The sequence below is a fragment of the Paraburkholderia bengalensis genome, assembly GCF_037126505.1.
GTDB classification, from domain to species: domain Bacteria; phylum Pseudomonadota; class Gammaproteobacteria; order Burkholderiales; family Burkholderiaceae; genus Paraburkholderia; species Paraburkholderia bengalensis.
This window is the reverse complement of the sequence record NZ_JACFYJ010000004.1, coordinates 113,970-139,182: the sequence shown is the minus strand read 5'-3', so window position 1 is coordinate 139,182 and position 25,213 is coordinate 113,970. Positions and strand designations below refer to the sequence as shown.

General features: G+C 62.8%; 22 protein-coding genes and 3 pseudogenes. 14 read left to right on the top strand and 11 right to left on the bottom strand.

The window, feature by feature from the left end; all coding sequences use genetic code 11:
* Positions 1-56: 56 nt before the first annotated feature.
* A complete protein-coding gene (locus H3V53_RS04305; RefSeq protein ID WP_336596872.1) occupies positions 57-1,601 on the bottom strand; it encodes an HdeD family acid-resistance protein in 1,545 nt (514 codons plus the stop codon).
* Between the two features lie 629 nt (positions 1,602-2,230).
* Between H3V53_RS04305 and H3V53_RS04300 the strand changes: the two genes are divergently transcribed.
* From H3V53_RS04300 to gltS, 8 genes and pseudogenes are all read left to right on the top strand, one after another.
* Positions 2,231-2,650 (top strand): ester cyclase, encoded by a 420-nt coding sequence (locus H3V53_RS04300; protein WP_336596871.1) that lies wholly within the window; start codon positions 2,231-2,233, stop codon positions 2,648-2,650.
* A gap of 89 nt (positions 2,651-2,739) precedes the next feature.
* Positions 2,740-3,108, top strand: a pseudogene (locus H3V53_RS04295) (c-type cytochrome); the annotation flags it as partial.
* A 769-nt stretch (positions 3,109-3,877) separates the two neighbouring features.
* Positions 3,878-4,150: a hypothetical protein gene (locus tag H3V53_RS04290; RefSeq protein ID WP_336596870.1), complete on the top strand. Its 273-nt coding sequence runs from the start codon at positions 3,878-3,880 to the stop codon at positions 4,148-4,150.
* Positions 4,151-4,311: 161 nt separating this feature from the next.
* The gene (locus H3V53_RS04285) at positions 4,312-4,587 is read left to right on the top strand and encodes a hypothetical protein (RefSeq protein ID WP_336596869.1); all 276 of its coding nucleotides are present in this window, start codon (positions 4,312-4,314) and stop codon (positions 4,585-4,587) included.
* A 223-nt stretch (positions 4,588-4,810) separates the two neighbouring features.
* Positions 4,811-5,413, top strand: coding sequence for an Lcl C-terminal domain-containing protein (locus H3V53_RS04280; protein ID WP_336596868.1), 603 nt, complete (start codon positions 4,811-4,813; stop codon positions 5,411-5,413).
* 209 nt (positions 5,414-5,622) lie between these two features.
* Positions 5,623-5,979 (top strand): hypothetical protein, encoded by a 357-nt coding sequence (locus H3V53_RS04275; RefSeq protein ID WP_063787614.1) that lies wholly within the window; start codon positions 5,623-5,625, stop codon positions 5,977-5,979.
* Positions 5,980-6,237: 258 nt separating this feature from the next.
* Entirely contained in the window at positions 6,238-7,461 is a 1,224-nt protein-coding gene (gene nhaA, locus H3V53_RS04270) for a Na+/H+ antiporter NhaA (protein ID WP_336596867.1), read from the top strand.
* A gap of 17 nt (positions 7,462-7,478) precedes the next feature.
* Positions 7,479-8,681, top strand: a complete 1,203-nt coding sequence (gltS, locus tag H3V53_RS04265; protein WP_336596866.1) for a sodium/glutamate symporter — start codon at positions 7,479-7,481, stop codon at positions 8,679-8,681.
* 171 nt (positions 8,682-8,852) lie between these two features.
* Here gltS and H3V53_RS04260 read toward each other — a convergent pair.
* A pseudogene (locus H3V53_RS04260) lies at positions 8,853-9,095 on the bottom strand (NADH:ubiquinone oxidoreductase subunit N); the annotation flags it as partial.
* 604 nt (positions 9,096-9,699) lie between these two features.
* On the opposite strand from H3V53_RS04260, the gene H3V53_RS04255 reads away from it, so the two are divergent.
* Complete coding sequence (locus tag H3V53_RS04255; RefSeq protein ID WP_336596865.1) at positions 9,700-10,341, top strand: DsbA family protein; 642 nt, start codon at positions 9,700-9,702, stop codon at positions 10,339-10,341.
* Here H3V53_RS04255 and H3V53_RS04250 read toward each other — a convergent pair.
* From H3V53_RS04250 to H3V53_RS04240, 3 genes and pseudogenes are all read right to left on the bottom strand, one after another.
* Positions 10,272-10,724 carry a hypothetical protein gene (locus H3V53_RS04250; protein WP_336596864.1) on the bottom strand — a complete coding sequence of 151 codons (453 nt, stop codon included), beginning with the start codon at positions 10,722-10,724 and terminating at the stop codon, positions 10,272-10,274. The two genes, H3V53_RS04255 and H3V53_RS04250, sit on opposite strands and share 70 nt — an antisense overlap.
* Positions 10,721-11,872, bottom strand: coding sequence for a CaiB/BaiF CoA transferase family protein (locus tag H3V53_RS04245; RefSeq protein ID WP_336596937.1), 1,152 nt, complete (start codon positions 11,870-11,872; stop codon positions 10,721-10,723). The genes H3V53_RS04250 and H3V53_RS04245 overlap by 4 nt, the downstream gene beginning before the upstream one ends.
* A gap of 18 nt (positions 11,873-11,890) precedes the next feature.
* Positions 11,891-12,229 (bottom strand): annotated as a pseudogene (locus H3V53_RS04240) (hydroxymethylglutaryl-CoA lyase); the annotation flags it as partial.
* Between the two features lie 181 nt (positions 12,230-12,410).
* Between H3V53_RS04240 and H3V53_RS04235 the strand changes: the two are divergent.
* Positions 12,411-13,319 (top strand): LysR family transcriptional regulator, encoded by a 909-nt coding sequence (locus tag H3V53_RS04235; protein ID WP_336596863.1) that lies wholly within the window; start codon positions 12,411-12,413, stop codon positions 13,317-13,319.
* Positions 13,320-13,742: 423 nt separating this feature from the next.
* Entirely contained in the window at positions 13,743-14,186 is a 444-nt protein-coding gene (locus H3V53_RS04230; protein ID WP_054920163.1) for a cupin domain-containing protein, read from the top strand.
* A 116-nt stretch (positions 14,187-14,302) separates the two neighbouring features.
* Here H3V53_RS04230 and H3V53_RS04225 read toward each other — a convergent pair whose 3' ends face one another.
* The 6 genes from H3V53_RS04225 to H3V53_RS04200 form a co-directional block, all read right to left on the bottom strand.
* Positions 14,303-15,814, bottom strand: coding sequence for an amidase (locus tag H3V53_RS04225; RefSeq protein ID WP_336596862.1), 1,512 nt, complete (start codon positions 15,812-15,814; stop codon positions 14,303-14,305).
* 55 nt (positions 15,815-15,869) lie between these two features.
* Entirely contained in the window at positions 15,870-16,535 is a 666-nt protein-coding gene (locus tag H3V53_RS04220; RefSeq protein ID WP_336596861.1) for a GntR family transcriptional regulator, read from the bottom strand.
* Between the two features lie 86 nt (positions 16,536-16,621).
* On the bottom strand, positions 16,622-17,917 hold the full coding sequence (locus H3V53_RS04215; protein WP_336596860.1) for an amidase: 1,296 nt from the start codon (positions 17,915-17,917) through the stop codon (positions 16,622-16,624).
* 69 nt (positions 17,918-17,986) lie between these two features.
* Entirely contained in the window at positions 17,987-18,955 is a 969-nt protein-coding gene (locus H3V53_RS04210; RefSeq protein WP_336596859.1) for an ABC transporter substrate-binding protein, read from the bottom strand.
* 5 nt (positions 18,956-18,960) lie between these two features.
* Positions 18,961-19,779 carry an ABC transporter permease gene (locus H3V53_RS04205; RefSeq protein ID WP_336596858.1) on the bottom strand — a complete coding sequence of 273 codons (819 nt, stop codon included), beginning with the start codon at positions 19,777-19,779 and terminating at the stop codon, positions 18,961-18,963.
* Positions 19,776-20,633: an ABC transporter ATP-binding protein gene (locus H3V53_RS04200; RefSeq protein WP_336596857.1), complete on the bottom strand. Its 858-nt coding sequence runs from the start codon at positions 20,631-20,633 to the stop codon at positions 19,776-19,778. The genes H3V53_RS04205 and H3V53_RS04200 overlap by 4 nt, the downstream gene beginning before the upstream one ends.
* Positions 20,634-20,916: 283 nt before the next feature.
* Between H3V53_RS04200 and H3V53_RS04195 the strand changes: the two genes are divergently transcribed.
* From H3V53_RS04195 to H3V53_RS04185, 3 genes are all read left to right on the top strand, one after another.
* Positions 20,917-21,669 (top strand): tetratricopeptide repeat protein, encoded by a 753-nt coding sequence (locus H3V53_RS04195; RefSeq protein ID WP_336596856.1) that lies wholly within the window; start codon positions 20,917-20,919, stop codon positions 21,667-21,669.
* A gap of 315 nt (positions 21,670-21,984) precedes the next feature.
* Positions 21,985-22,896, top strand: a complete 912-nt coding sequence (locus H3V53_RS04190) for a LysR family transcriptional regulator (protein WP_336596855.1) — start codon at positions 21,985-21,987, stop codon at positions 22,894-22,896.
* Between the two features lie 156 nt (positions 22,897-23,052).
* The gene (locus H3V53_RS04185; protein ID WP_336596854.1) at positions 23,053-25,173 is read left to right on the top strand and encodes a 3-hydroxyacyl-CoA dehydrogenase NAD-binding domain-containing protein; all 2,121 of its coding nucleotides are present in this window, start codon (positions 23,053-23,055) and stop codon (positions 25,171-25,173) included.
* The last annotated feature ends 40 nt before the right edge of the window (positions 25,174-25,213 follow it).

Here is a 25,213-nt window from a genome sequence, read left to right as displayed (position 1 = left end):
GGCAGGTTGGTGCCGGGCGCGGCGCGCTTCTACTTCGCTCGAGATTGAGTGCACAGTCAGGCGCGAGGCGCGCAATCATTCTTCCCTTGCGTTGAAGGAGACCGGGAAGGCTGCCGCGGAACAATGGTTGATTGATGCGGCGCGCCACTATCTGCACACTCCGTTGCCTGAACCGGCATCGCGCCTTTGTCGTCGATGTTGCGCGCAACCGCTTTCTCGGCACGCCAGCGCTTGCGCGACTCGTGCATGGTGCTCAACGCACTACGCGCCATCTTTATCCATCCGGAAGGCCGCGGGTCCGCCAGCATGCTAAGCGCACGCGCATAGTCCAGCGTCAGCCCAGGCGTCCATGCCATCGTCGCCGCGCGCTTTCTTACTTGTGCCGCCACCCACAGTTCGGGGGTCGCGGCGATGCGCAGCAACGGCTTCCAGCCTCCCTTCGTCCCCCAGGCGCGAGTTGATGCTCCCTCGATCGCGGCCTCGAGTGCCTTCGCGACGGTGCTCGAGCAATTGCGGTACGTCAGGTTATAGGTGGTGGTGCGGCGGTATTCGGCCCAAAAGCGTTCCAGGCGCTCGGGATCATAGTTGCGTATGCGCACTTGCCGCGTGGACGGACACCATGCTTTCGATTCCGTCGCGTAGTCCGGCTGGAACAAGCCGGGCACGTCGTTGTCGCGCGTTGCACGCAGAATGCGCGAGAACTCCTCGGGTGACCGCTCGATTTCAACGGCAGGGTACAGGCTGATATAAATGCCCTCGCTCGATTCGAGCGCGGCATGGCCCGTTGAGATGGCGCCGTTTTTGTCGACTGCGGCAATATAACGGTCAATGATAGGCTGTCGCCGCGCCTGTGTTTTCGCTGAACCGACCGGGGTCCACACGTGTATTGTCAAAGCGTGTTCGAGCGGTCCCGGGGGGCCGTCGAATGAATTCGACGTTGGCAGGCTCAGTCGGTCTGGCGTGGTCTCTTTTGTCGTCGCCGTCGCGACAGTCGTCTCCGTCTCGACCTTGTGTTTGGTCCGCTTTTCGTCGGCTACCGCGGGGTTAGTCGCCATGCGCCGCACGCGCACCGCGAGCAGGGTCATGTTCCAGCCGCCGAACAGCAATCCGAATGCGACACAGTATGCGATGGTTCCCGCGTAGTGATCGGGGTAGGGCTGATAGAAAAAGATTGCAATGGCGATCTCCAGTGCGCCGCCTCCGATAGCAATCTTCCACGTTCGGTAGCGCACGAGTCCTGCGGCAATCGACTGGAGCATGCCGTCCGCAAGAAACAGTGTGCCGAATATCATCGACAGGATGAAATTGCCGTGCTCGCCCCCCATCAGTACGAGCCCAGCGGACACAATGAAGGTCACGCCCTTCACATATCGCAGCGTACGTTGGCCGCCCATGCCCGTCCATGCGACGGCGAGCGTGGCGAGGCCTTCGAGCATCAGCAGCGCTGCAAACGGAATGATGGGAAACCAGAGCGCGCCGTCGAGCGCATCGCAGAAGATCGTCACACCCAGCGCGATGCTAAGCAACCCTATCGCCAGCAGTTCGCGCCAACGTGTGCGGAGATAGTCGACACCGAGCAATATCATCACGAGGCGGACCATGGCCGAATCCTCCCTGCGCTTTGCGAAAGCTTGCTCACCGAAAACAAATTACCCATGGCATCAGCGTGTCGCGGGCATCGGGCTGTCCGGCACGTCAACAACGGATGATAGTGCGATTTCTCGACGAAATGAGAGTCGTCTGGCGTGCGTTGCATTGGGCGACGCCCGATTGCGTCGGACGAGAGACTTTACCCGTCTATTTCTTTTCGGCGAAGACGCCGAACGACCCTATCGGATGTGAAGAAAGCCGCTTTGATGTGTGCGTTTAATTATCTGCCCAGCTAACGGGCTCCTATCCAGCTAATGCTGTTTCCTGCACCATCTGCGGAGAAACGGAATTAGCTGGACCGCGGCTCAATGAGATCACGAACCTGCAAACGAATAGCGTCGCGTTGGCCCGGTTGCGGACCGTAAGCGATAGACTGGCCGGATTCCTGGCGCGAATACCCGCGTCCGAGAACCGCATGCGCGCGCAGTTCGACGTGCTATCCCGCGCGGCTTCCAGTCGAGCCCACTAAAATTGGATTCGCCGCAGGTACGCCGTATTCAGAGGCCTCAACACTGCAGCCCACCGGGACCGGCCAGGCTCGGTCCGTTTATCCCATCGACAGGCAGGAGGTCATCATTCCATGCACGAGATCAGCGGCGATGTTCGCGAGTTCGTTGAGGAGGTCCTGAACCAGGGGCGGATCGATGCCGCCGACCGGCTTGTCTGGGATGACATGGTCGAGCACGTCCCGTTCCCCGGCCAAGGCCCCGGTCTGCAAGGTCTCAAGAATGTCGTCAGGGGAATGCGGGCCGCGTTCCCGGATATGCACTGGCACATCGAGGAACAGCTCACCGAGGGTGATCGCGTGCTGACCCGCTTCGAGTGGACGGGCACTCACCGGGGAGCGTTCCTCGGTGTGCCTGCTACGGGGCAGTTGGTAAGGGTGTGGGGCATGGTCATCGACCGCATTCAGGACGGCAGGATTAAGGAAACCCGCATCATCATGGACATGCTCGGACTGATGATACAACTCGGGGCGGTTCTCCCACCGGGCCAATGACGACGCGTCTGCGGAAATGCCATCCGGTCAACGATTGACTAGGAGCTTTGGATAGGACAGCGCGAGCGAACAGCCGATCAACATGGAATCGCGCGGCATCGAACGCCGATGCGTTGACGTCGGCCGGTTCCAGGAACGGTCAGCGCATGTTCGAAGCTGCCTGTGCGGTCTGTCACGGCGAATCCGGCGGCGTGGGCCATTTCGGCGTGCGGCCGCTGATGGGCCGGAATACCAGCGTGAGCCAGGCCAGCCCTGAGAACCTGCCGCGCGTGATGATGCACGGCATCGACCAGCACGCCAGGGAAGGGCTGGGCTACATGCCTTGCTTCAAGCATAGTTTCGACGATCAGCAGCTTGCCGAACTGGCGGGCTATATCCGCGCGCGTGATGCGCCGGGACAGCCTGCGTGGCGCGATCTCGCGTCGACGTCTGCGCGCGTGCGCGCGGCGGCGCACTGAGCGCATGCCAGTACGAACGTGAAGCGCTATCTGCTCAGTGACTATGCAGGCTGATATCGACGCGAACTGAATGCGATGGGATTGGATTTTACAAGCGCCCCTGAACAGCGCGCTCACGTACTTGTCTGTCAGTGGCCTTTAGCTTTTCCATCTGAAACGCAGACCAGCTGCTCTTTTGTAAGCGCTCATTTGCGTGCGCCAGACCGATACGAGTTTCGTTGATAGTGCAACGTCTCTGCTTTCTCATCGGCTTTTGACAATCCGGCGCTCGAGTCCCTCACTCCGCTTTCCGCCACCAAAGAAAACCCGGCCTTCCCAGTGTCAGCGTGAGCGCGAAGGCGGCCAGCTTTCCGAACGGCGCATGGAGCAACCGCGCCATGTTCCAGCGCCCCTAATGAACACGCCTTTGGCGTGGCTCATTGCGCGGAATTCCTCGATTCCATGACAGGCGCCCATTCGGCTCAGACCGATACCGCCGGACGGAAGGTCGTCCTTAGCGACGTGCATGATCGTGTTGTTCACACCAGCGTTGCCCGACGTGGTCCGTTGCAACACCCGATCACGCTCATTGATATCTGAGCCAAGTAATACAGTGCGAGAGGACGATCCCGGGAATCACATAGTCGATGACCTGCCCGATCGAGCGCCGCCCGAAAAGAGTAATCGGCAGTTCGACCTGGCGCGCCAAGTCGCACTTTCGAATCCTTGCGGTTCGCGAGAAGGCGGACTATCGCGCGTCGGATGTTATCTGCCTCGGCGCCGTCGCTTAATGCCGGCGGGTGCCGCGGGTGCTGCGGGGGCGTCGTGGACGACGTCCTGTATTGCGAAGGCGAAGCTTTTAGCGATGCATGAGGCGTTTAAATTTCTGGTCGATGACGACACCTTTCATTCCGCTTCCGCACTTGGTGCTTCCAAGCCCGCCGTTGTCTCCGTTTCGGTGATCGATGAACTGCAGACGAGCGAGACGACGCGCATGGTACTCGATATCTCGCGACAAAACCGCGTGTTTGTTTCGAGAGTCGAAACGAATCGGGTTCGCTGAAACGCCTGCGCGCACCAACTGAGCCTGTTCAAAGCTCAGACGATCCGTTACCCACGCGTGCAGTCATTGGACCAAAGTCCACTACAAGATTCCGCTCAACGTGTATAGGCTAAAAATTCTCCACCGGCAAACCAACCCACACATACCATGGAGGTTGCGCCATGAAATGCACCATTGCCGCCGTAATCGCCATTTCCTTCGCCCTGTTGTCTCCGTCCGCGGTTTGGGCCCAAGGAAATGCCGGAGCGAACCCGGCGCCTGCGTCTGAACACCCTGATGAGATCGTCAGAATGCACCAGCAAGTGGCCGCAGCGAATCGCGAATACAACCGGGAGGTCGCGGCTGCAAAGAAGGTCTTTGACCACAAAAAGGCAGAAGCCAAGAAGAGGCGCGACGCTGCGATTGCAGCCGCCCATAGCGGCACGAGCACGCAGTAAGAACTCATCTCACTCTCGGGTTGCCAGGCGCCTTCGCTCGATCATCGGCGATTCCGGCGCACGTTCCAATCCCATGGCTATCTCCATCGGTTGCTGAATTTCGCCGACGGTCGTGATGGCGACTGACCGGAGGTACGAGCCGCTGGTCGCGCCTCACGCCCGACTCATCCGGCGGGGAGGGACTTGCAATGAGCCAGGCCGCATTCACGATCGATAAACTGCCATGACTTACGCCAGCGCGCATTGGTCCAAGGGAATTGTGGCTCTTTGGGCATTGCTACCTGTCCTATCGGCGGTGGGAGCGAATCCCAATTCAGCCACGACGCGAGCGGACCTTCGAGGCACAGCAGGGGAGATTTGCGTCCCCAAAGGTAAATACCCGACGGGCGGCGGAGGCGAAACCCTGTTCGCCAACGACAGATGCTTTAGCCAGCCTGTTACCAACCCATATCCGTGGGAAAAAAAGTCCTTGCGCGCAAGGAAAGCCGATCCTTTCAACGGAGCCCGGATAGTGCAGTACGATTACCACGATGCCCTGTATCACTGTTCGAAGCGCGACATGCGGCTACCGACAATTGCGGAGTTGAGCGCGCTTTTTGCCTACGCAAATCGTCGTAACGGCGCGGCTAACGGGCCCGCCTACGCGATCGTTGCGTCGAGCAACGATTCCCGGTTTCCCGGAGGTCTGCATGGCTGGGGCGGCGGCAGCAAGTATTGGTCACATACGTTTGCCGGCAATGGGCGCCATAGGGTGATCGATATGGGAACCGGACGTGTAAGCATCGACCACGATGTGAATAGGCGCTATGTGTCCTGTGTTCACTGAGCGACCCGCTTCCCCTTCATTGAGCAGCATGCGCGCGGACAAGATCTCCGCGTTGAACAACGCAAACGGCTTGAGCGCTGGCACGGGAGCCGGCGCAAACCGACTCAAACGGTCTCACTACCAGTCCAGACGGGGAGGGCGATTTCGAAGTCCAGCGGTCGTTTATCCGCGCAAGCGGGTTGGCGACCCACAGGCATAGGAGTGATTCGATGCGAATCGTATCGACTTTTGTCATGCAGCCACTGTTCGACCGCGGCGGCTTGAAGGTGGCGTTCGAACACGTCAGAAATCTCGTGATTGCCACCATCCTCGTTGCGGCAGGCTTCGAAACGGTGAAACGCTTCGATACCATCGACATGCCTGGCTTATCAAATCCTCTGATCGCAGGCTATGTCGTGGCGGGAACGGGATGCTTGCTGGTGGCGCTCAACTTCCTGGACGGGCTGCGCAAGCTGGCGAGATTGCGATGGCACTACGCGCTGCAAGCCGCACTAAGCATCGGTTACCTGTTCTTCTCGTTCCGGATCGTGCAGCTGATTATCTATTTTAGAACTCACAGTTGTTAGATTTCGGCCTGAGTGAATGGGCACTTTTCGGTATCAGGCAGCGTTCGCCTGAATGAAGCGTAGGAACAGGGCCTTATTGCTCCTGCCCGGCCGCATGAAAACGTCGTGTCGGGTTTTCGGCCTGGCATTGCACTCTCGTCAGATGCCGACTTTGACAGTGTGATTCAACGACTGCGATCCACGGGAGAACCTCCGCACGCTGCCCAGTGGATTCGCGGGTTCTTCGTGAGCGCATGCGCCATCAGCGGAGTGGGCATTATGATCGGCAACGCGATTCGTAAGACCACCGATAGCATTTCGGACTTCCTCAGGCTGGAATCGGCGGGTGGCCTGCTGCTTGCGGCAACGGCCGCGCTCGCGTTGATTTTCAGCAATACACCGCTTCGCGTCGCTTACGACGAACTGTTGAGGATTCCCGTGGAGATTCGCTTCGGATCGTTCGCCCTCGCGAAGCCGCTTGTGCTGTGGATCAACGACGGCCTGATGGCGATCTTCTTTCTTGTCGTCGGCCTGGAGGTCAAGCGGGAAGTGGTCGAAGGCGAGCTCTCCACGCCCGCGCAAGTTGTGCTGCCTGTCGTTGCGGGAGCAGGCGGGATGCTAGTGCCCGCACTCGTCTTTTTCATCATTAACCGCGATAGCGGCGTGGCGTTGAACGGCTGGGCCATTCCCACGGCCACCGACATCGCATTTGCGTTGGGTGTTCTGTCGTTGCTCGGGGAGCGGGTTCCGGCGTCGCTCAAGATATTCCTGACCGCGGTCGCGATTGCTGACGATCTGGGCGCAATCGTCATCATTGCGCTGTTTTATACGGCCGACCTCTCGCTTTCGATGCTGATTTTCGCGGCCATTGCCATTGCGCTACTGGTCGGCCTGAATCTCTTCAAGGTCACGCGAATCGCACCCTACATGATTATCGGCGTGATCCTGTGGGTGTTCGTACTGAAGTCCGGCGTCCACGCGACGCTTGCAGGTGTTGCCACCGCTTTTGCAGTGCCGCTCAAGACAACGGATGCTGAAGGGCATGCACCGCTGCACCGGCTTGAACACGGTCTCCATCCGTGGGTGGCGTTCGGGGTCCTGCCGATCTTTGCTTTCGCGAATGCAGGCGTCTCGTTCGCCGGCATAACGCTCGCGGCTCTCGCAGAGCCGCTGCCGCTCGGTATCGCCGCTGGCCTTTTTGCAGGGAAGTGCATCGGCGTGTGCGGGGCGAGTGCCGTGCTGATCGGCCTCGGGCTGGCCAAACTTCCTGCGGGCGCGAACTGGGCGCAGATGGCGGGTGTTGCGGCGTTGTGTGGCGTTGGTTTCACCATGAGCCTGTTCATCGGCTCCCTTGCGTTCGAAGGACCGGAATATTTCACGCCGATCCGCCTGGGCGTGATTGCTGGCTCGTTGCTATCGGGCATCACGGGGTATCTGCTGCTCAGGTTCGCCCCTGGTCATTCCGCTCCCGCCTCGCGCCATAGCCCAATCGTCGAACCGTAAGCCGGAGAAACAACAACATGAGCCTCGACGTGCTGGAAACGCTGATGGCCGCGTCCCTCGTACTGCTGCTCGGACGGCAGATCCTTGCGCGAGTACGTGTACTGCGCACCTACAGCATCCCCGAGCCGGTTGCAGGCGGTTTGCTTGTGGCGTTGCTAGCCTTTGCGTTACGCAGCCTGTTTCACATCGAGGTGCGCTTCGATACCGCCCTGCAGGCCCCGCTGATGTTCGCTTTCTTCGCGACCATAGGTCTGAACGCCGACCTGGCGGCTCTGAGATCCGGCGGTCGGGCGTTGGTCGTGTTTCTCGGCGTCGTGGCCGGCTTGCTCGTCATGCAGGATGCGCTCGGAATTGCCCTCGCCTGGGCGTTGGGCCAGGAGCGCATTCTCGGCCTGCTCGGGGCATCGGTGACGCTCTCGGGCGGCCATGGCACGGGTGCAGCGTGGGCCAAGGTGTTCGCAGAACGGCACGGGCTCGCGGCGGCGACGGAAATCGCCATCGCTTGCGCGACCTTCGGCCTGATACTCGGCGGATTGATCGGCGGCCCGGTCGCGCGGTTTCTGATCACACGCCATCACCTCGCCCCCAAACCGGAGCCCGATATCGCGGCAGGCGCAACCGGTTTCGAGCAGCCCAAAGCGGTCCGGACGGTCACGGCAGACGCCGTCATCGAAACCGTCGCGCTGATTGCGGTTTGCCTCGCGGTCGGCTCTGCACTTGCTTCCCGGTCGAACGGCACGGTGTTCGAGTTGCCCGCTTTCGTGTGGGTACTGTTCGTCGGGGTCGTGTTGCGCAACGCGCTCGCCATACGCGGCTGGTACACGGTTTCAGAACTGGCCGTGTCGATGCTGGGTAACGTCAGCCTCAGCCTCTTTCTTGCGATCGCGTTGATGAGCCTGCGCTTATGGGATCTGGCTTCGCTCGCGCTGCCGTTGCTCGTGATCCTCGCCATACAGGCGATTGCGATGGCTGGCTACGCGATGTTCGTGACCTTCAGGGTTATGGGCCGCAACTATGACGCAGCGGTCCTGGCCGCTGGCCATTGCGGTTTCGGCCTCGGCGCAACGCCGACGGCGATTGCCAACATGCAGGCCATCACGGAGCGATTTGGCCCATCCCATCTGGCCTTTCTGGTCGTACCAATGGTGGGTGCCTTTTTTATCGATATCGCAAACGCGATCGTCATCAAGCTATTCCTGCTGCTTCCGATTTATGGGTAGCTCACGGCGCTGAATCTCCGGGCAGACGACCACCACCGTATTGAGCCAGGCCCGTGCGGATAGCTGACGCCGCGTCGCCCGCCTGGTCGTCACTTGCAACGAGTGCGTCCAGTAACGGTACACCGGTGCGGCCGGCCTCAGATCAACCGATCAAAAAGCTTGTTCCCGGCATCAGAGCGGCAGCGTGTGAGAGATCGCCTGCGGGCAGGCCCGCATCAGCGGACCCGGCACGATGCCGAGCACCAGCACGACCACGCCATTCAACGCGAGCAGCGCACGATTAAACGTGCCGGACGCGAGCGTCGCTGTATCCGCCGGTGAATCGAAGTACATCAGCTTGACAATGCGCACAGAGTAAAGCGCGCCAAACAGCGAGGTAATCACAGCGAGCACCGCACGCCACGTGAGGCCGGCCTGACGCGCGCTTTACGCCCTTTGAGATTCGGGCTTGTGGCGCTCGCCCTTTGGGGCGATTCCAGCGAGTTCATGGAGTCCTTGCTGCGGGCATGACGGGCGGCAACGGGTCGATCGATGCGCCGCAGTACGCGCAAGAGAGCCACAGTCCCGGTGGCAGATTCTTTGTTCTCGTGTTCAGGCCCAACGGCTGCTGCACCGATTCGCGATTCGCGTATCGGCCCACTTGTACGTCTCGAACAGGCTGGTGTGCGTATTCCCGGCAGCCACATCAAGGTGCACGAAGTGGATGTACCCACGGACGTGATGGATCGCGTGCGCGTGTATACGGGGTGAACATGACTTCTGTCCGCAGTTGCAAAATCAGCGGCAGGTGCGGTTTCTGACACGGCGCGTCAGGCGGCCTCCGATATCGTCTGAGTGGGCTGGTGCCGCTTGAATGAGATCCGTTTTTCCTCCATGTAACAAAACAAGTTCTGGCCGATGCATTTATCGAGCCGAGCGCGGACCGTATAGTCGCCGTGCTGGCTGCGAGCCGCTACATGGTTTGACGCCATGCGGCACTGATGCAACCCGAACCAATCTCACGTTAGGCTGGGCGAAAATGAAACTGATTTATGTTGGCGATCCGATGTGCTCGTGGTGCTATGGATTTGGCAAGGAGCTGTCGGCACTCACGGCGCGCGTACCGGATCTGAAACTGGAGATCGTCGTCGGCGGGATCCGCGCTGGCGCGACCGATGTACTCGACGCAGCAGGCAAGCGTTTCCGGCTGCCGCACTGGCAACGCGTCGAGGCGCTGAGCGGGTTGCCGTTCGACCGCGAAGCCTTCCTCGCGCGCGAAGGTTTCGTCTACGACACCGAGCCGGTGTGTCGCGCGGTAGTCGCGGCGCGCCGCATCGCCGGCGACGACGGCTTGCTTGCCGTGTTCCGCGCGCTCCAGCACGGCTTCTACGCGGAAGGCCGCGATACGACCGATGGTCGCGTTCTCGCGGACATCGCTGTGCAAGCGCTCGGCGCGAACGGCGTTCAGGTGAGCGCCGACGAGTTCTACCGCACGTGGTCGGCGGCGGAAACGAAGGAAGAGACGCAACGAGATTTCGCGCGTGCCCGCGCGCTTGGCGTTGCATCGTTTCCGACCATGCTGCTCGAAGCGCAAGGCCAGTACTTCGGCTTTCATTCGGGATACGCGAGCGTCGAGGAACTCGAAGCAAAACTGGGCGAACTCGAAGGCCGCTTCGCGTGATCGACCGCGGGCCGCGCAACACCTGACGCGGCCCATCGTGAGATGTGCGGCTGTTGTGCGCGGGGAAAATCGATGTTGTGCGAACGCGGATGGTCTTGCGCGCGACTTTCTGCTGCACACGAGGCGGGCACCATGTTGCCGTGCCGCCGAATATCGTGGGTCGTCGTGCGTGCCTTTGCCGCTTCATGCAGGGTCCCGCGCGCTTCCTGCACGTTGCTGCCCTCACCGATCGCCACGGGTGCGTTGCCCGCCCGAATGACTGGGTTGAAGCACACGCTCGCGCGCTCAGCAAGCTTTGCGCGGCCGACCACGATCGCCTGCGGCGCGACCCACGCGGATTCGGCCAGATGCGGCTTCTCGCCACTGATGCTGAAAAGACTCATGCGCTCACCCGGCTCTTCAGACGCGAGAGCACTTCCTGCGTGTGCTCGCCGACGCGCGCCAGCGCCTGGCGCACGCCCGGGCGGCGTCCGCCCATCGTGATCGGCAGCAGCACGACGTCGGTCGTGCCGCCATCATCCGTCTCCATCTGCACGAGACCGCCGCTCGCCCTCAGATGCGGATCGTCGAGCAGTTGCTCGGGACGCACGATCGGCGCGTAGGGAATGCCGGCCGCCTCCAGCTTCGGCGCAAGTTCGTCGGCGCGATGCTCCTTGAGGATCTCGCCCAGCCGTTCGAGCAGTTCGGGACGCACAGCCACGCGCAATGCGTTGTTGGCGAACTTTGGTTCGGCCGCGAGGTCGGGACGTTCAAGCAGGTCGCACAGGGTGATGAACTGCTTGTCGCTGACCGCCCCGATAAACAACTGTTCGCCTTCGGCCAGCGTGAAGACGTCGTATACGCTCCACGCCGACATGCGCGCGGGCATTGGCGGCGGCGCTTCGCCGGTCATCGAGTACTGCTGCATGTGCTGCGCAGAGAGAAACACGCAGTTCTCGAAGAGGGCGCTCTGCACTTCCTGACCAAGGCCGGTGTTGTCGCGCTCACGCAGGGCCGCAAGCACGCCGATTGCGCCGAACATGCCGCCCATGATGTCGTTCACCGACGTCCCCGCGCGCAGCGGCCGGCCGACCGGTCCCGTCATGTACGAGAGACCGCCCATCATCTGCACGACTTCGTCGAGCGCGAGGCGCTTCTCGTATGGCCCCGGCAGGAAGCCCTTGTGCGAAACATAGACGAGCGCCGGATGGCGCTTCGAGAGCGTGTCGTAATCGAGACCGAGCTTATTCATCAGCCCTGGGCGGAAGTTTTCGAGCAACACGTCGCAGGTACCGATCAGTTCGATCGCGGCTTCCTTGCCTTCGGGCGTATTGATGTCGAGCACGACGCTCTTCTTGTTCCGATTGAACGAACGGAAAAAGCCTATGCCGAGACCCGGCAGCTTGCGGGTCTTGTCGCCGCCCGGCGGCTCGATCTTGATGACCTCCGCGCCAAGATCGGCGAGGATCATGCCGCACGTCGGTCCCATGACCATGTGCGTGAACTCGATGACGCGAATGCCGTCGAGCGGGAGTCTTGCGTGGGTACTCATAGTGTTCACGGTGTGGCCTCAGGTGTTGAGCGCAGCGCAAGCCGCGAAGGTTTTGGGCAGTCCGGCGAGCCACAACGCGCCGTGAAGGGTTTCGCCGGCGAGCCATCGCGCGACCTTTGCGCGCAGTGTCAGCAAGGCGGGAATGTCGATGTCGGTCTCGATGCCCATGTCGGCGAGCATGAAGGCCAGGTCTTCGCTGGATGCATTGCCGCTTGCGCCGGGCGCATGCGGACAGCCGCCGATGCCGGCGAGCGTTGCATCGAAACGCGCGACGCCGGTTTCGAGCGCGGCATGGACATTGGCGAGCGCGAGACCGCGCGTGTCATGGAAGTCGCCGCAGCAAAAGCGGTCGCCCGCGAAGCATGCCTTCATACCCTGCAAACGGATGTGCTCGCCGGTCTTTGACAATACTTTAGAGATTCCCGAAAATTCGTAAAGCGATCGTTTGGAAGCGAAATCGTTCCGAAACGGAATGTCTCTGAAGGCGTTCCCGTGTTGCTGTCACGGGTCCACGAATACGGGAAGGGAGGTGACCGCGGTGCGCGAGATCGACATAAAGACGCTGCGGCTGTTCGTCGCCGTTTGCGATCAGCGTAATATCGCGCGAGCTGCGCAAGAGGCGCACATTGAGCCGTCCGCCATCAGCAAGCGAATCGCGCAACTGGAGTCGGATCTGGGCGTTCCCGTGCTTTCGCGTTCTCGTCGCGGCGTCGAACCGACGCCGGCCGGGATTGCCCTTCTCGAACACGCCCGGAACGTGCTGTTCACGATGGATCGCATTGCAAACGACGTGACATCGTTTGGCGCCGGCCTCAAAGGGCGTGTCAGCATCTGTGCGTCGGCTTCGGCCATTGCGGAGGCGCTGTTGGACGATATTGCGTCCTTCATGCGCGAACCGGCAAACGCGAACATCAACGTCGACGTCGAAGAGCGCCTGTCCGCCGACCTTGTCCGGCAACTGCGGGAAGGCGCGGCGATGGTCGGCGTCTGTTGGGACAACATCGATGTGCAAGGGCTGGAGACGCGCTCATATCGCAACGATCAACTGGGGCTGGCTGTCCATCGCGATCATCCACTAGCCCGGTTCGAGAGTGTGAGGTTCGATCAGACACTCGACTACAAACACGTCGGACTGCCGCCCGCCACCGCTGTTCATACGATGCTCAAACGCGCAGCGGCTGCGGCCGGTCGGACCCTTTCCTATCGTGTGATCGTGTCGAGTTTCGACGCGACGTTCCGAGTCGTCGCGGCGGGGCTCGGGATAAGCGTCGTTCCCATTGAAGTATCAACAACCTACAGCTCAGTGCTGGGTGTGCGGGTCATACCATTGACAGATGAGTGGGCGCAACGTCGTTTTATCGTCTGCTACAAGGACTTCGAGTCTCTACAGCCGGCGGCTCAGCGCATGGTGGAGTATTTGGCAACGCGTGCTGGGGCCGGCGACTGAGTACGATTGCGCGCTTTAAACGGCCGCTGTCTGAACCAAGACGGTCGAAGGCCTCGCGTATTCATCTGGCGGTTGAGGGTCGGTCAGGGACAATCGAACGCTTGATCGCTATGTTTCAACACGAGCGGCCATCCAATGCGCGACGCCTTATTCTCTCGTTGGCTATGTCCGTCAGACGGCAAGCGCCAGACGATCGGCTGTGAGGCAGACACTTCCCGCCTCACCGCGAGGCAATGCACGAGATGTAGCCAATCAGGCGCCTCGCACAATGCCGATCCACTACACTGGGTATTGGAATTCGACCGAACGCCGGCACCGGCGGAATGATCGCCAATTTTCGGTGGCTGCTGCGCCAGCCGCCCTCCTTAGCCTCGCGGCCGGCCGCGAGCCCCACAGTTTTCGATGATCATCGAGGAGACCGACATGAACCCCCGGCCCTTGTTCGTGACGCCAGAAACCTACGCGCGTGCGCTGAACGTTCTCGGCGAGAAAATCACGGTCCTCGCCAGCCATGCCGCTACGCAAGGCTACGAGGTCTTCCTGCAACGCGGCCCGGAAGGCAGCGGCCCGCCACCCCACAGCCATGACTGGGACGAATCTTTCTACGTGATCAACGGCAGCGTCGAAATGACTTACGACGGCACCCGCTCCATCGCGACCGCCGGGTCGTTCGTTCATGTCCCGGCCGGCACGATTCACAGCTTCCGCTGCGGCCCCGGCGGTGTCGAGATGCTGTCCATTACCAGTCACACCAGCCAGGCGGCGAACCTGTTCACAACGATCGATCGTGAAGTTACCGCGATGCCGCCCGACGTCTCAAAGCTGGTCGAGATCGGAACGCGGTACGGCGCGTGTCTCGGCGCGTGAGGGCTACGGCGTGTCGGCCCCGGCAGGCCGTCCGGGGCAGAGCAACGGTCGCGGCCGGCCGTGGATGACCAGCCATTGACCTTGTTATAGGAAAACGAAGACAGTAACCGCGAGAATCAACCGTCGATCCGCCAACCCGGCGGATGCGTGACGATGGCGCGCAGGTCCGCCTGCACGTCCTCACGCGCGTCGCGCAGCTTCTGCAGATCGGGTACGGGCCGCGCGAGCGCGTCGTCGCGTGCGAACGCGGCTTCGAGCGTTTGCGCGACATCGAGAAGGCGCGCTTCTCCACGCATCGGACCGATCATCTGCAAACCGAACGGCATGCCCATGTGATCGATGCCGCATGGCAACGACAGCGACGGATTAGTGAGCAGCGTGACAACATAAGTGAGTGCGACCCAGCGGTAGTAGTTCTCCAGCTCAACGCCATCGATCTGCGCGCAGTGCGGCGTGGTCCATGCGAACGGCGTGACGGGCGAAACGGGCGAAACGATCACGTCGTAGCGTGCGAACAGCCTCTGGAAGCGCCGGTATAGCGCGGTACGCTGTGTGTCGGCGCGTGCGACGTCGGCGAGCTTGAGTGCACTGCCCATCTCGTAATTCGTGCGCGTGTTCGGCCCAAGCAGAGACGGATCGCGCTCATAAGTCTCACGCAGACTTGCGACGAATTCCTGTGCGCGCACCACGTCGAACACGCGGTGCGCATCGCCCATGTCGAGTTCGGCGGGATCGATGGGTTCGCACACGCGCACCTGCGTCGCGATGCGCGCGAGCTTCGCGCGAAACGTTGCGCGAATCGACGCATCGACCGCGCAGACACCAAAATCTTCTGTATAGCCGATACGGAGAATGTTGTGATCGAGGCGCGCAGCGGCGTGCGGTTCCAGCGTGGAGGGATAGCCGAGCGGATCGTCTGGCGAGTGTCCCGCGACGGCGGCCAGTTGCAGGCGCACGTCGGCGACACTGCGTCCCATCGGCCCGCTGACCCAGTTCGGCGCCCAGCCCAGCAGCCGATGCGCCGATGGCACCAGACCGGGCGACGCCCGAAAGCCCACTACGCCGCAAAGCGCGGCGGGAATTCGCAGCGAACCGCCGAGGTCCGAACCCGTCGCGAGCGGAAGCATGCCCGTGGCGAGTGCCACCGCCGAGCCGCCCGACGAACCGCCTGCATTCAGACGCGGCTCGAACGGGTTGCCCGTCGCGCCCCACACCACGTTGCGCGTGTTGGCGCCCGCGCCCATTTCCGGGGTGTTCGTTTTCGCCGTGACGATCGCGCCTGCCGTACGCAGACGAGCGACGAACGTGTTGTCCGCGGCGGGCACATGGTCCCGATAGAGCGGCGAGCCATAGGTGGTCAACAGGCCGGCCGTCTCTTCGAGATCCTTCACACCGATGGGCAAGCCGTGCAGCAGGCCGAGCGGTTCACGGCGCGCGACGGCCTCCTGCGCGCGCCGCGCCTCGTCGCGCGCCCTTTCGAACGCGGTGGCGGCAAGTGCGTTGACGGACGGCTCGATGGCTTCGATGCGTGCCAGACACGCGTCGAGCAGGTCGACTGGCGACAGCTCGCCCGCGCCGATCAGGCGTCGCGCCTCGACGGCGGACAGTTCCAGCAGGGAGTCTGACATTCGGGTCGTGATTGGCGTATCGGGATGTAGCGCTCACGCAGTGAAAGGCCGCGGATCATGCGGCCAGCGCGCGCGCCGACTGGTCGACGCATGCGACGATTGCATCGCGCGTATTGAGCAGATGCACGCGCGTCTGCTCGCGCACTGCGACCGTGTCGCGAGCGCGCCACGCCCCCAGCAACTGCGCATGCTCTTCGTTGTTGCTCGCCATGATATCTGGCTTCACGTACATGGACAGCGAGACATAGGGCCTTGCGAGCAGCGACAATCCGCGCACGACCTCGAACAGCCGCGTGCTGGCTTCGCTTTGCATGAGCGCCTGGTGGAACTCTTCGTTGAGCAGCGTCCAATGTTCCGAAGTAGGCGCGGCCGCGCTCATCGCCGCGTGGCACGCATTCGCGGCGTCGAGTTGCTCGACGCTCGCGTTCAGACACGCGCGCTCCGCAAGCATCGGTTCCAGCATCATGCGTAATTCGTAGATCTCACTGACGTCGTCTGCGGTCAGGCCGCGCACTTCGACGCCCTTGTTGGGATCGATCGCGACGAGCCCTTCCGCGCGCAGATCGCGAAATGCCTCGCGCACGGGCGTCGTGCTCACACCGAGCCGCTTCGCGACTTCCTCCTGGCGCAGCCGCGTGCCCGCCGCATAAACACCTTGCAGGATCTCCGCGCGCAGCGTGCCCAATACATACTCCTGAATCGTGCGATACGGCTTGCCCATGGCGTCTCCTGCTATTGATCTGGTCTGTCGGTGCCCGTTGTTGCGCGTCTGTGCGAACCGATCAGGCGGCCGATTCGCCGCGTGCGTCAGGCGCGAGGTCGCGCCGCGCGCCGATCGCGCCTTCCACCCACGCCGCCGTGCGCAGCGTCGCGAGATCGTCGCCGTATGCGCCGACGATCTGGAACCCGAGCGGCAAGCCCTGTGCGGTCCAGCCCGACGGCACCGTCACCGCAGGCACGCCGAGCAGGCTCCACGGCGCGCAAAAGACCGGGTCGCCCGTGTCGTCGAGACCTTCGGGTGCCGCGCCCGTCGCCGGCACGCGACGAGCGCGAGCAGCGCGAGCAGCGCGCCGACTGCGCACGCAATGCGGACTGCAACTCCAGCGCATCGCGGTAGCGCGCTTCGGATATTGCCGCGCCTTCATCGATCAGCGCCTGCATGTGATGGCTGAGTTGCGCGCGGTGATACTCCGACACCGGGCCGATTGCGTGCCACGCCTCCACGCGCAGGACCACCTGCAGCGCATCGACGATCTGCGCGAGATCCGCGCCGAATCCGATTTCGACCGCCTCAGCGCCTGCTGCGCGCAACTGCGCAAGTGCTGCTTCGAAGTTAGCGTGCTGCGCGTCCTGCAGGCGCGCATCGAAGGGCGTGCGCACGATACCCAGACGGGGCGGCGCGGCGAGCGGCGCGAACCATGCTTGCCAGTTAGCGGCGCTTTCGATCGTGTCAGGACGCCCGGCGACGAACAGCGCGTGCGCGAGCGCGGCCGTTTCCACCGACTGCGCGAAAAAGCCGATATGGTCGAGCGATGCGGCGAGGGGATGCACGCCGTCGCGCGCAATGCTGCCGTAGCTCGGCTTGTAGCCGACCGCGCCGCAATAGGCGGCCGGACGGATCACAGACCCGACCGTTTGCGTGCCGAGCGCGAGCGGCACGATGCCGGCGCCCACGGCCGCCGCAGAGCCGCTCGACGAGCCGCCAGGGGTGTGCGTGTGGCGCCACGGATTGACGGTCGGGCCGGGCTGGCGCCACGCGAATTCCGTCGTGACGGTCTTGCCGAATACGAGCGCGCCATATTCGCGCAGCTTCGTCACGATGGCGGCATCCGCCTGCGGGCGATGGTCGCGATAGATCGGCGAGCCGTACGCGGTCGGCATATCGACGGTGTCGATCAGATCCTTCACACCAACGGGCAGGCCCGCGAGCGGCGCGCACGCATCCGGCTCGACGTACGATTCGGGGCGGTACGTGAAGGCGCGCAGCGTGGGTTCGAGCACGTCGGCACGCGCGATGGCCGCGTCCAGGCGGGCGCGGCTCGCAGCGACATTGCCGCGTTGCGCGATCAGTTCCGTCACGAACGACGTCGAGGCTTCGGTCATGTTGAAGTTCCATTGGAAGCGTTCGCGCACGAACGCGTGAGTCGATTGCCGGCTATGACTGCAAGTGCCTTATTTTGCCAGCGTAGCCGCGAACGAATTGTCGACCGACCCTGCATAAGTGACCGCACCCGGCTTGATATTGCCGATCGACTCCTGCAGATCCAGCGCGTTGCGGAAAGCCTGCTCGGAGATATCGGGCGTCGGCGCGTAGATGTTCTGGTCGATCAGGCGTCCAACGGCCGCTTCCACGATTTTCGGGTCGAGCGACGGGAATTCGCTCTTGGCGACGTCCTTGGCCGTCTGCGGCGACTGGTGAATGAGCGCCTCGGCCTCGCCGATCGACTTCACGAATGCGGCCACCATCTTCGGCTTGTCCTTGATGGTCGATGCGAGCGTGTCGATGGTCGAGAATGCGTAGCCGCCCGGATAGGCTTTCGGAAAGCCATAGACGATCTTGTAGCCCTGCGCGATAGCCGTATCGGCCTGCGGCTCGTAGACGGCCGCCGCCTGGCTGCGTCCCGCGGTGACGGGTGCGAGTTCCGTGCCGAGCTGCACGGTGTTGAGCGACACCTTCTCGATCTTCTGGTCCTTGATGAGGCGTTGCAGCAGATACGTGCTGGTGGACGGCGGCAGCGCGACCGCCACGCTCTTGCTCGACATGTCGCCGGGCTGGTGCACGCCCGCATCCGGCGGCGCGATCACCCATACGGGCACGCCCGCCACCACATTTGCCACGCTGATGACGCTCGCGCCCTTCAGGTTCGCGAGCACGGCCGTCATCGGATCTTGCAGCGAGAAGTCCGCATGGCCGCCGATCACGGCCGCCACGCCCGCCGCACCGCTGCCCGCCGTGACCTTCGTCACGTCGAGCCCGTTCTTCGCGAAGATACCCTTGTCGATAGCCACGTAGAGGGGCAGATACTGAATCGACTGGAATGCCTGATACACGGTCACCGGCTCGGCCGCTTGCGCGGGCAACTGCGCCGCGAACCCCGTAATCACGGCAGCCGCCGCGATCGCGCCCATACGTGCGTTCATCCGTTTCATCGTTTTGCCTTCCATGAAATGACCTTTGCTTCCGTGAATTGAACGATCCAGCTCAAGAGCGTCGCCATTAGCGTGAGCACGATGATGCCGAGCCACACGGTGTTCAGATCGAACAGCGACCCCGCGACGAACACTTCGTGTCCCAACCCCGCCTGCGAAGCGATGTACTCGCCCACCACCGCGCCGATCAGCGCGAAGCCGATGTTCACGCGCAGCGTGGAAAACACCCACGGCATGGCGCCTGGCAGGATGAGCTTGGTGAAGATCATCGAAGGCTTCGCGTTGAATGAGCGGAACAGGTTGAGCAGGTCCTTGTCGACTTCGCGCGCGGCGGCGCACGAAGAGATCATCGCCACCGCAAACGTGGAAATGCCGGCGAGCCAGACTTTCGACGTCATGTCGGAGCCGAACCAGATGACGATGAGCGGTCCGAGCGCGATCTTCGGGATACTGTTCAGAATGACCGACAGGCCCTCGGCGACACCCGAGACGCGCGGTACGAACCACAGCAGCAAACCTAGCGCGATGCCGAGTCCGCTGCCTACCACGAGACCGAGTACGGTTTCGTAGAGCGTGACGAGCGTGTCGCTCATCAGCGTGCCGCCGTTCAGACCTTGCTGCGCTGCGAGCCAGATGCCCGCTGGTGAGCCCAGCAGCTTGCCGTTGATCCAGCCAGCGGAGACGGCTACCTGCCACAGCGCGATGAGCGCAACGACGATGAGCGCAACAGCGCCCGTGGTGCCGAGCTTCGCCGCCTGGCGTTGCTTCGTGCGCCGGCGCACGGGTGCTTCGGATGACATTGCGACGTCGCTCATGCCGTGGCTCCCGAGTGCTGGATGGTATGGCTGCGCAGTCCGTTCCAGACGCGCGAATGGAAGGTGCGGAATTCAGGCGCTTCGCGCGCCGATACCGCGGTGCGCGGTCCGTGCGTGGTGAGGCGCACGTCGATGTCGTCTTCGATGCGCGCGGGGCGGCCGCCGAGAAGGATCACGCGGTCGCTTACGGCGATGGCTTCTTCGATATCGTGCGTGACCAGCACGACGCTCGTGCCGCTTTGCTCACGCAGTGCCATCACATCGTCTTCGAGTGCCAGCCGGGTTTCATAGTCGAGCGCTGAAAACGGCTCGTCCAGCAGCACCAGGGTGGGGTCGACGAGCAGCGTGCGCGTCAGCGCCACGCGCTGGCGCATGCCGCCGGAAAGCGAATGCGGGTAAGCGTCGGCCACGGCGCCCAGACCGTAACGCGACAGCATCTGACGCGCGCGTTCGTAATCAGCCGCTTTGACCTTGCGATACAGTTCGATGCCGAGTACCGCGTTTTGCAACACCGTGCGCCACGGCATCAGCAGATCCTTTTGCAGCATGTAGGCGATGCGGCCCGCGCTGCCATCCTCGCGCGCGCCCACGCTGACATGGCCCGATTGCGGCTGGATCAACCCTGAAACGAGATTGAAGAGAGTGCTCTTGCCGGCGCCGCTGCGACCGACGATCGACACGATCTCACCGCTTTTCACGCTGAAGTCGAGGCGCTCGAAGATCGGCACGTCGACACCATCTGCAGTCCGAAATGCATGGCTAAGCTGCTGGACCTTCAGGCGGTCCATACCCGACGCGAGCGTCGTATCTTTTGCGCCTGCTGCTGGCGCAGTGGCAAAGGCAGAGAGACTCATGGACATCCCCATCGGTACGTGATCTGCGTTTGTGCTGTGCACAACGCATAATGCACAATCAAAAAAATGCGGCGCAAGTGGAAAAAAATTGCGCGCGCAATTGGGGAATTTCCTTGCCCGAAGATGGTGCGATGGTTTGGAACGAGGACGGTGCGGGGGCTATATGCTCCGGCATGCGGGTTCCAGTTGGCCAACAGGTGCGGCGCGGCGTTTCTGCCACAATAGCGTTCTGTCGCTTCGCTCACGTGCCGCTGGCGACGCACCTCAACTGACCTCCTCGTAAATGCGCATATTCGGAATCAGCCTTTACGTCATCATCGCCGTGTTCTTCGCGGTGCATGCCGTGCGAAACCAGCAGAACATGTACTGGCTGCTGATCCTGTTTCTGTTCCCAGGCTTGGGCAGTCTGGTGTACTTCTTCGTTGTTTACTTGCCCGCCCTGCGGCAGTCGCGTGGCGCGATGGCGGCGACGAAAGCCATCTCGCAGCTTGTCGATCCTAACCGGGCGGTGCGCGAGGCACGGACAGATTTCGATCGTGCGCCGACCGTCGCGCATCGCATGCGGCTAGGCGCAGCGCTGCTCGATGCGGGAAGTGCTTCCGAAGCCCTCGAGCACTACCAGGCGGCAGCCAGCGGGCCGTTCTCATCCGATCCCGCTTTACTTCAAGGCTTGGCGCGTGCGCAGTTTGCCAACGGTGATGCTGCGGCTTCGCGGGACACGCTGGAAAAACTGTTCGCGGTCGATCCTCTCGCCCGCCAGCGGCCGGAGCCGTCCTTGCTCAATGCGCGCGTCCTGTCGGCGATCGGTGCGACAGGTACACGCGCCGCGTTCGAGGTGGCGCTCGCAAGCGCAAGCGACGCCGCCCCCCGTTGCCTATACGCTGACTGGCTCGCGGCGCAGCCCGACGACGCCGACCGCCAGCGTGCGCGCGAACTCTATGCTGAGATCGTGCACGACGCGAAGCATTGGCCGCGCCATGCTCGCGAACACAATAGCGAGTGGCTGCAACGGGCTCAGGCTGCGTTGAGCCGATAAGCCGCGAGCACGCCGGTTTAGACTGCGGTAGAGCTTCGGCCGAGGCGACCCGTTGGGGCCGGGCATCAAGTCCACGGACCATGAGTCACGCGGCCTCAATGCGTCGACTCAGTTTGAGCAATGAGTGCGCTTTCACACAGGCACGGCCAATCCCTGACACTGATTCTGATCAGCGAACGGACAAGTCTCTTGCAACCGTCTGGACGAGCACATGAGGGTCTGGCTAGCCGAACGCTGCCTTAAACTGGTGCCGCGTGCCGAAAAGGCGCAAGCGGCCGCACCTGATCGACAGGCAATCAATCGCACCATCAAATCATGGACCTGAACCTGATCGTCCTGTTTGTCGAAATTGTCGAGTCGCGTAGCCTCAGTGCCGCCGCGCGCAAACTCGGCATGACGCGCGCGAATATCAGTCAGCGGCTCAAGGCGCTGGAACGCGAAACCGGTGCGCAACTGCTGCGCCGCTCGACGCGCAGTTTCGAACTGACGCAAGCCGGCCACACGCTGTACGAATGCGGGCAGCGCATGCTCGAAGACCTGAGCACGGCGCAGGCCTCGATCGACAGCCTCGGGCAGACCTTGAGCGGCCGCGTTCGCATCAGCGTGCCTACGGGCTTCGGCAGGATGTTTCTCGGCGGCAAGCTGCTGGAGTTCGCGCGCACGCATCCCGGCATCACGCTCACGGTGACGTTCAACAACCGGATCGAAGACCTGATCGCAGCCGAAGTCGACGTCGCTATCCGGATCACGGCGACGCCCCCGCTCGATTACGTGGCGCGCAATATCTGCACGATCGACTGGAACCTGGTCGCGTCAGCTGACTATGTCGACACGCACGGTCCGATTGAATGCCCGAGCGACCTCGAAAAGCAGACGCTGGTCGCGTCGGCCTATCCTGGCCGTCGCGTCACGATGACGCTCACGCACCGTGAGGACGAGACGGACGTCCACGTGGTCACGATGCAGCCTGCGCTGCAGTCATCGGACTATCCGTTTCTGACGGAAGCCGTGTGCCGGGGCATGGGCATCGGACTGTTGCCGGCCTATGTGCCGCATGCGCCGACCAGCTGCGAACTGCAGCGAGTCCTGCCGCAATTCCGTGTGGCGGGGATGCAGAACACCCTATATATCGTGACGCTGCCCAATCGCTATCCGTCGCCCGCGACGCAGGCGCTGATCGACTATCTGCGGGCGGAAATCCTGTCGCTCGCCCAAACCTGGAGCTAGACCGGCATTCGCATCGACAGGCGGTTCATCCCGCCCCGTCATACCTCGCGTCCAGTGTCAATTTTCAGTTAACAGTTCGTCAACTGTCAGTTGGATTGTCAATGCGTGCTGCGCATTTAACAATCAGTCAACACAAAGTACATGGAGACGCGGGATATGACTTCCGGCCCGACAGGCCACGCGGTCAGGCGTGAGCTGCACAATCGCATTCTTGTCGTCACTGTCGACAATCCTCCCGTCAACGCGCTGGGCGTAGCGGTGCGATGCGCACTGAGCGACGCTATCGAAGCCGCCGAACAGGACGCTTCCGTCGACGCGGTGTTGCTGATCGGCGCCGGACGCAACTTCATCGGCGGCGCGGATATCAAGGAGTTCGGCAAGCCGCCGTTGCCGCCGTCGCTGCCCGCCGTCTGCAACAGGATTGAAGCGTGTCGCAAGCCGGTTGTGACGGCCATTCATGGCGCGGCGCTGGGCGGCGGGCTCGAGATCGCACTGGCCGCGCACTATCGCGTCGCTGTCGCCAACGCGAAGCTCGGCTTGCCGGAAGTCACGCTCGGCTTGCTGCCGGGGGCAGGCGGCACACAGCGCGCGCCGCGTCTCATCGGCGCAAAGGCAGCGCTCGACCTGATGTTGAGCGGCCGTCACGTGGGAGCGCGGGAGGCGCTAGCGCTCGGCCTCGTCGATCGAGTGGGCGAAACGGATGACGTGCTGAACGAGGGCCTTGCCTGCGTCCAGGCATTGCTCGATGCGAAGGCGCCCGTGCGCCGCACTCGCGAGGCGGACGGACTCGCGGACCGCATGGCCAGCCGGGCCGCCATCGAAGCCGCGCGCGCCGAAACATCGAAGAACGCGCGCGGTCTGTTCTCGCCGCTCAAGATCGTCGATGCGGTGCAGGCCGCGCTCGAACTGCCTTTCGACGATGGTCTGCGTCACGAGCGCCAATTGTTTCTGCAGTGTCTGGACAGCCCGCAGCGGGCCGGCTTGATTCACGCGTTCTTCGCCGAACGCGAGGTGCTCAAGGCGCCCGAGACGCGTCATGCGAAAGCGCGTGCCGTGACGAGCGTCGGCGTGATCGGCGGCGGCACGATGGGCGCGGGCATTGCCGTTGCACTGCTCGATGCGGGTCTGCCCGTGACGATGATCGAACGCGACGACGCATCGCTTGCACGCGGCCGCGCCCACATCGAAAAGGTCTATGACGGGCTGATAGCGAAAGGGCGCATGACATCCGAGGCGAAAGCGGCCGTACTGACGCGCTGGAACGGCAGCACGTCGTACGATGCGCTCGCTTCAGCCGATCTCGTGATCGAAGCCGTCTTCGAGGACATGACCGTCAAGCAGGCCGTATTCGCCGAACTCGACCGCGTGTGCAAGCGAGGCGCCGTGCTCGCCACCAACACGTCGTATCTCGACATCGACGCGATCGCGGCCAGCGTCTCGCGTCCCGGCGATGTGATCGGCCTGCACTTCTTTTCCCCCGCGAACATCATGAAGCTGCTCGAAGTCGTGGTGCCTGCGCAGGTCAGCGCGGACGTGGTCGCCACCGCGTTCGCGCTGGCCAAGAGGCTGCGCAAGGTGCCCGTGCGGGCGGGCGTGTGCGACGGCTTCATTGGCAACCGCGTGCTGGCGATCTATCGCGCGGCGGCCGATCACATGATGGAAGATGGCGCATCGCCGTATCAGATCGACCGCGCGGTTCGCGAGTTCGGCTTTCCGATGGGGCCGTTCCAGGTGTCGGACCTCGCGGGCGGCGATATCGGCTGGGCCACGCGCAAGCGCCGGGCCGCGACGCGCGATCCGAACGCGCGCTACGTGCAGATCGCCGACCGCATCTGCGAGCGCGGCTGGTTCGGCCAGAAGACGGGGCGCGGCTACTACCTGTATCCCGACGGCGCGCGCACCGGCACGCCCGATCACGAAGTCGAGGCGCTCATCGATGCCGAGCGCGAGCGCGCGAACATCACGCCCCGGGCGTTCTCCGACGAAGAAATCATGCGCCGCTACATGGCCGCCATGATCAACGAAGGCGCGAACGTCGTGCATCAGGGCATTGCGCTGCGCCCGCTCGATGTGGACGTGACGTTCCTCTACGGCTACGGCTTTCCGCGCCATCGCGGCGGCCCGATGAAGTACGCCGACAGCGTCGGTCTTGTGAATGTGCTCGCCGACATCCGCGCGTTCGCGAAAGAAGCCCCCGTGTTCTGGAAGCCGTCGCCGCTGATCGTCGAACTCGTCGAGCGCGGCGCCACGCTCGCGAGCCTCAATCATTCGGCCTGATCCCGTCAGGCCGCTCCACATCCATTCCGGTTTCAGGATT

Bases quoted from the DNA above. Each gene is read 5' to 3' on its own strand.
- H3V53_RS04285 (WP_336596869.1), top strand. From the start codon at position 4,312: ATGAAATGCACCATTGCCGCCGTAATCGCCATTTCCTTCGCCCTGTTG.
- H3V53_RS04245 (WP_336596937.1), bottom strand. From the start codon at position 11,872: ATGAGTACCCACGCAAGACTCCCGCTCGACGGCATTCGCGTCATCGAG.
- H3V53_RS04195 (WP_336596856.1), top strand. From the start codon at position 20,917: ATGCGCATATTCGGAATCAGCCTTTACGTCATCATCGCCGTGTTCTTC.
- H3V53_RS04190 (WP_336596855.1), top strand. From the start codon at position 21,985: ATGGACCTGAACCTGATCGTCCTGTTTGTCGAAATTGTCGAGTCGCGT.
- H3V53_RS04305 (WP_336596872.1), bottom strand. From the start codon at position 1,601: ATGGTCCGCCTCGTGATGATATTGCTCGGTGTCGACTATCTCCGCACA.
- H3V53_RS04275 (WP_063787614.1), top strand. From the start codon at position 5,623: ATGCGAATCGTATCGACTTTTGTCATGCAGCCACTGTTCGACCGCGGC.
- H3V53_RS04300 (WP_336596871.1), top strand. From the start codon at position 2,231: ATGCACGAGATCAGCGGCGATGTTCGCGAGTTCGTTGAGGAGGTCCTG.
- H3V53_RS04220 (WP_336596861.1), bottom strand. From the start codon at position 16,535: ATGGGCAAGCCGTATCGCACGATTCAGGAGTATGTATTGGGCACGCTG.
- H3V53_RS04280 (WP_336596868.1), top strand. From the start codon at position 4,811: ATGACTTACGCCAGCGCGCATTGGTCCAAGGGAATTGTGGCTCTTTGG.
- nhaA (WP_336596867.1), top strand. From the start codon at position 6,238: ATGATCGGCAACGCGATTCGTAAGACCACCGATAGCATTTCGGACTTC.
- H3V53_RS04200 (WP_336596857.1), bottom strand. From the start codon at position 20,633: ATGAGTCTCTCTGCCTTTGCCACTGCGCCAGCAGCAGGCGCAAAAGAT.
- H3V53_RS04225 (WP_336596862.1), bottom strand. From the start codon at position 15,814: ATGTCAGACTCCCTGCTGGAACTGTCCGCCGTCGAGGCGCGACGCCTG.
- H3V53_RS04185 (WP_336596854.1), top strand. From the start codon at position 23,053: ATGACTTCCGGCCCGACAGGCCACGCGGTCAGGCGTGAGCTGCACAAT.
- H3V53_RS04290 (WP_336596870.1), top strand. From the start codon at position 3,878: ATGCCGGCGGGTGCCGCGGGTGCTGCGGGGGCGTCGTGGACGACGTCC.
- H3V53_RS04215 (WP_336596860.1), bottom strand. From the start codon at position 17,917: ATGACCGAAGCCTCGACGTCGTTCGTGACGGAACTGATCGCGCAACGC.
- H3V53_RS04205 (WP_336596858.1), bottom strand. From the start codon at position 19,779: ATGAGCGACGTCGCAATGTCATCCGAAGCACCCGTGCGCCGGCGCACG.
- H3V53_RS04230 (WP_054920163.1), top strand. From the start codon at position 13,743: ATGAACCCCCGGCCCTTGTTCGTGACGCCAGAAACCTACGCGCGTGCG.
- H3V53_RS04255 (WP_336596865.1), top strand. From the start codon at position 9,700: ATGAAACTGATTTATGTTGGCGATCCGATGTGCTCGTGGTGCTATGGA.
- H3V53_RS04250 (WP_336596864.1), bottom strand. From the start codon at position 10,724: ATGAGTCTTTTCAGCATCAGTGGCGAGAAGCCGCATCTGGCCGAATCC.
- H3V53_RS04210 (WP_336596859.1), bottom strand. From the start codon at position 18,955: ATGAACGCACGTATGGGCGCGATCGCGGCGGCTGCCGTGATTACGGGG.
- gltS (WP_336596866.1), top strand. From the start codon at position 7,479: ATGAGCCTCGACGTGCTGGAAACGCTGATGGCCGCGTCCCTCGTACTG.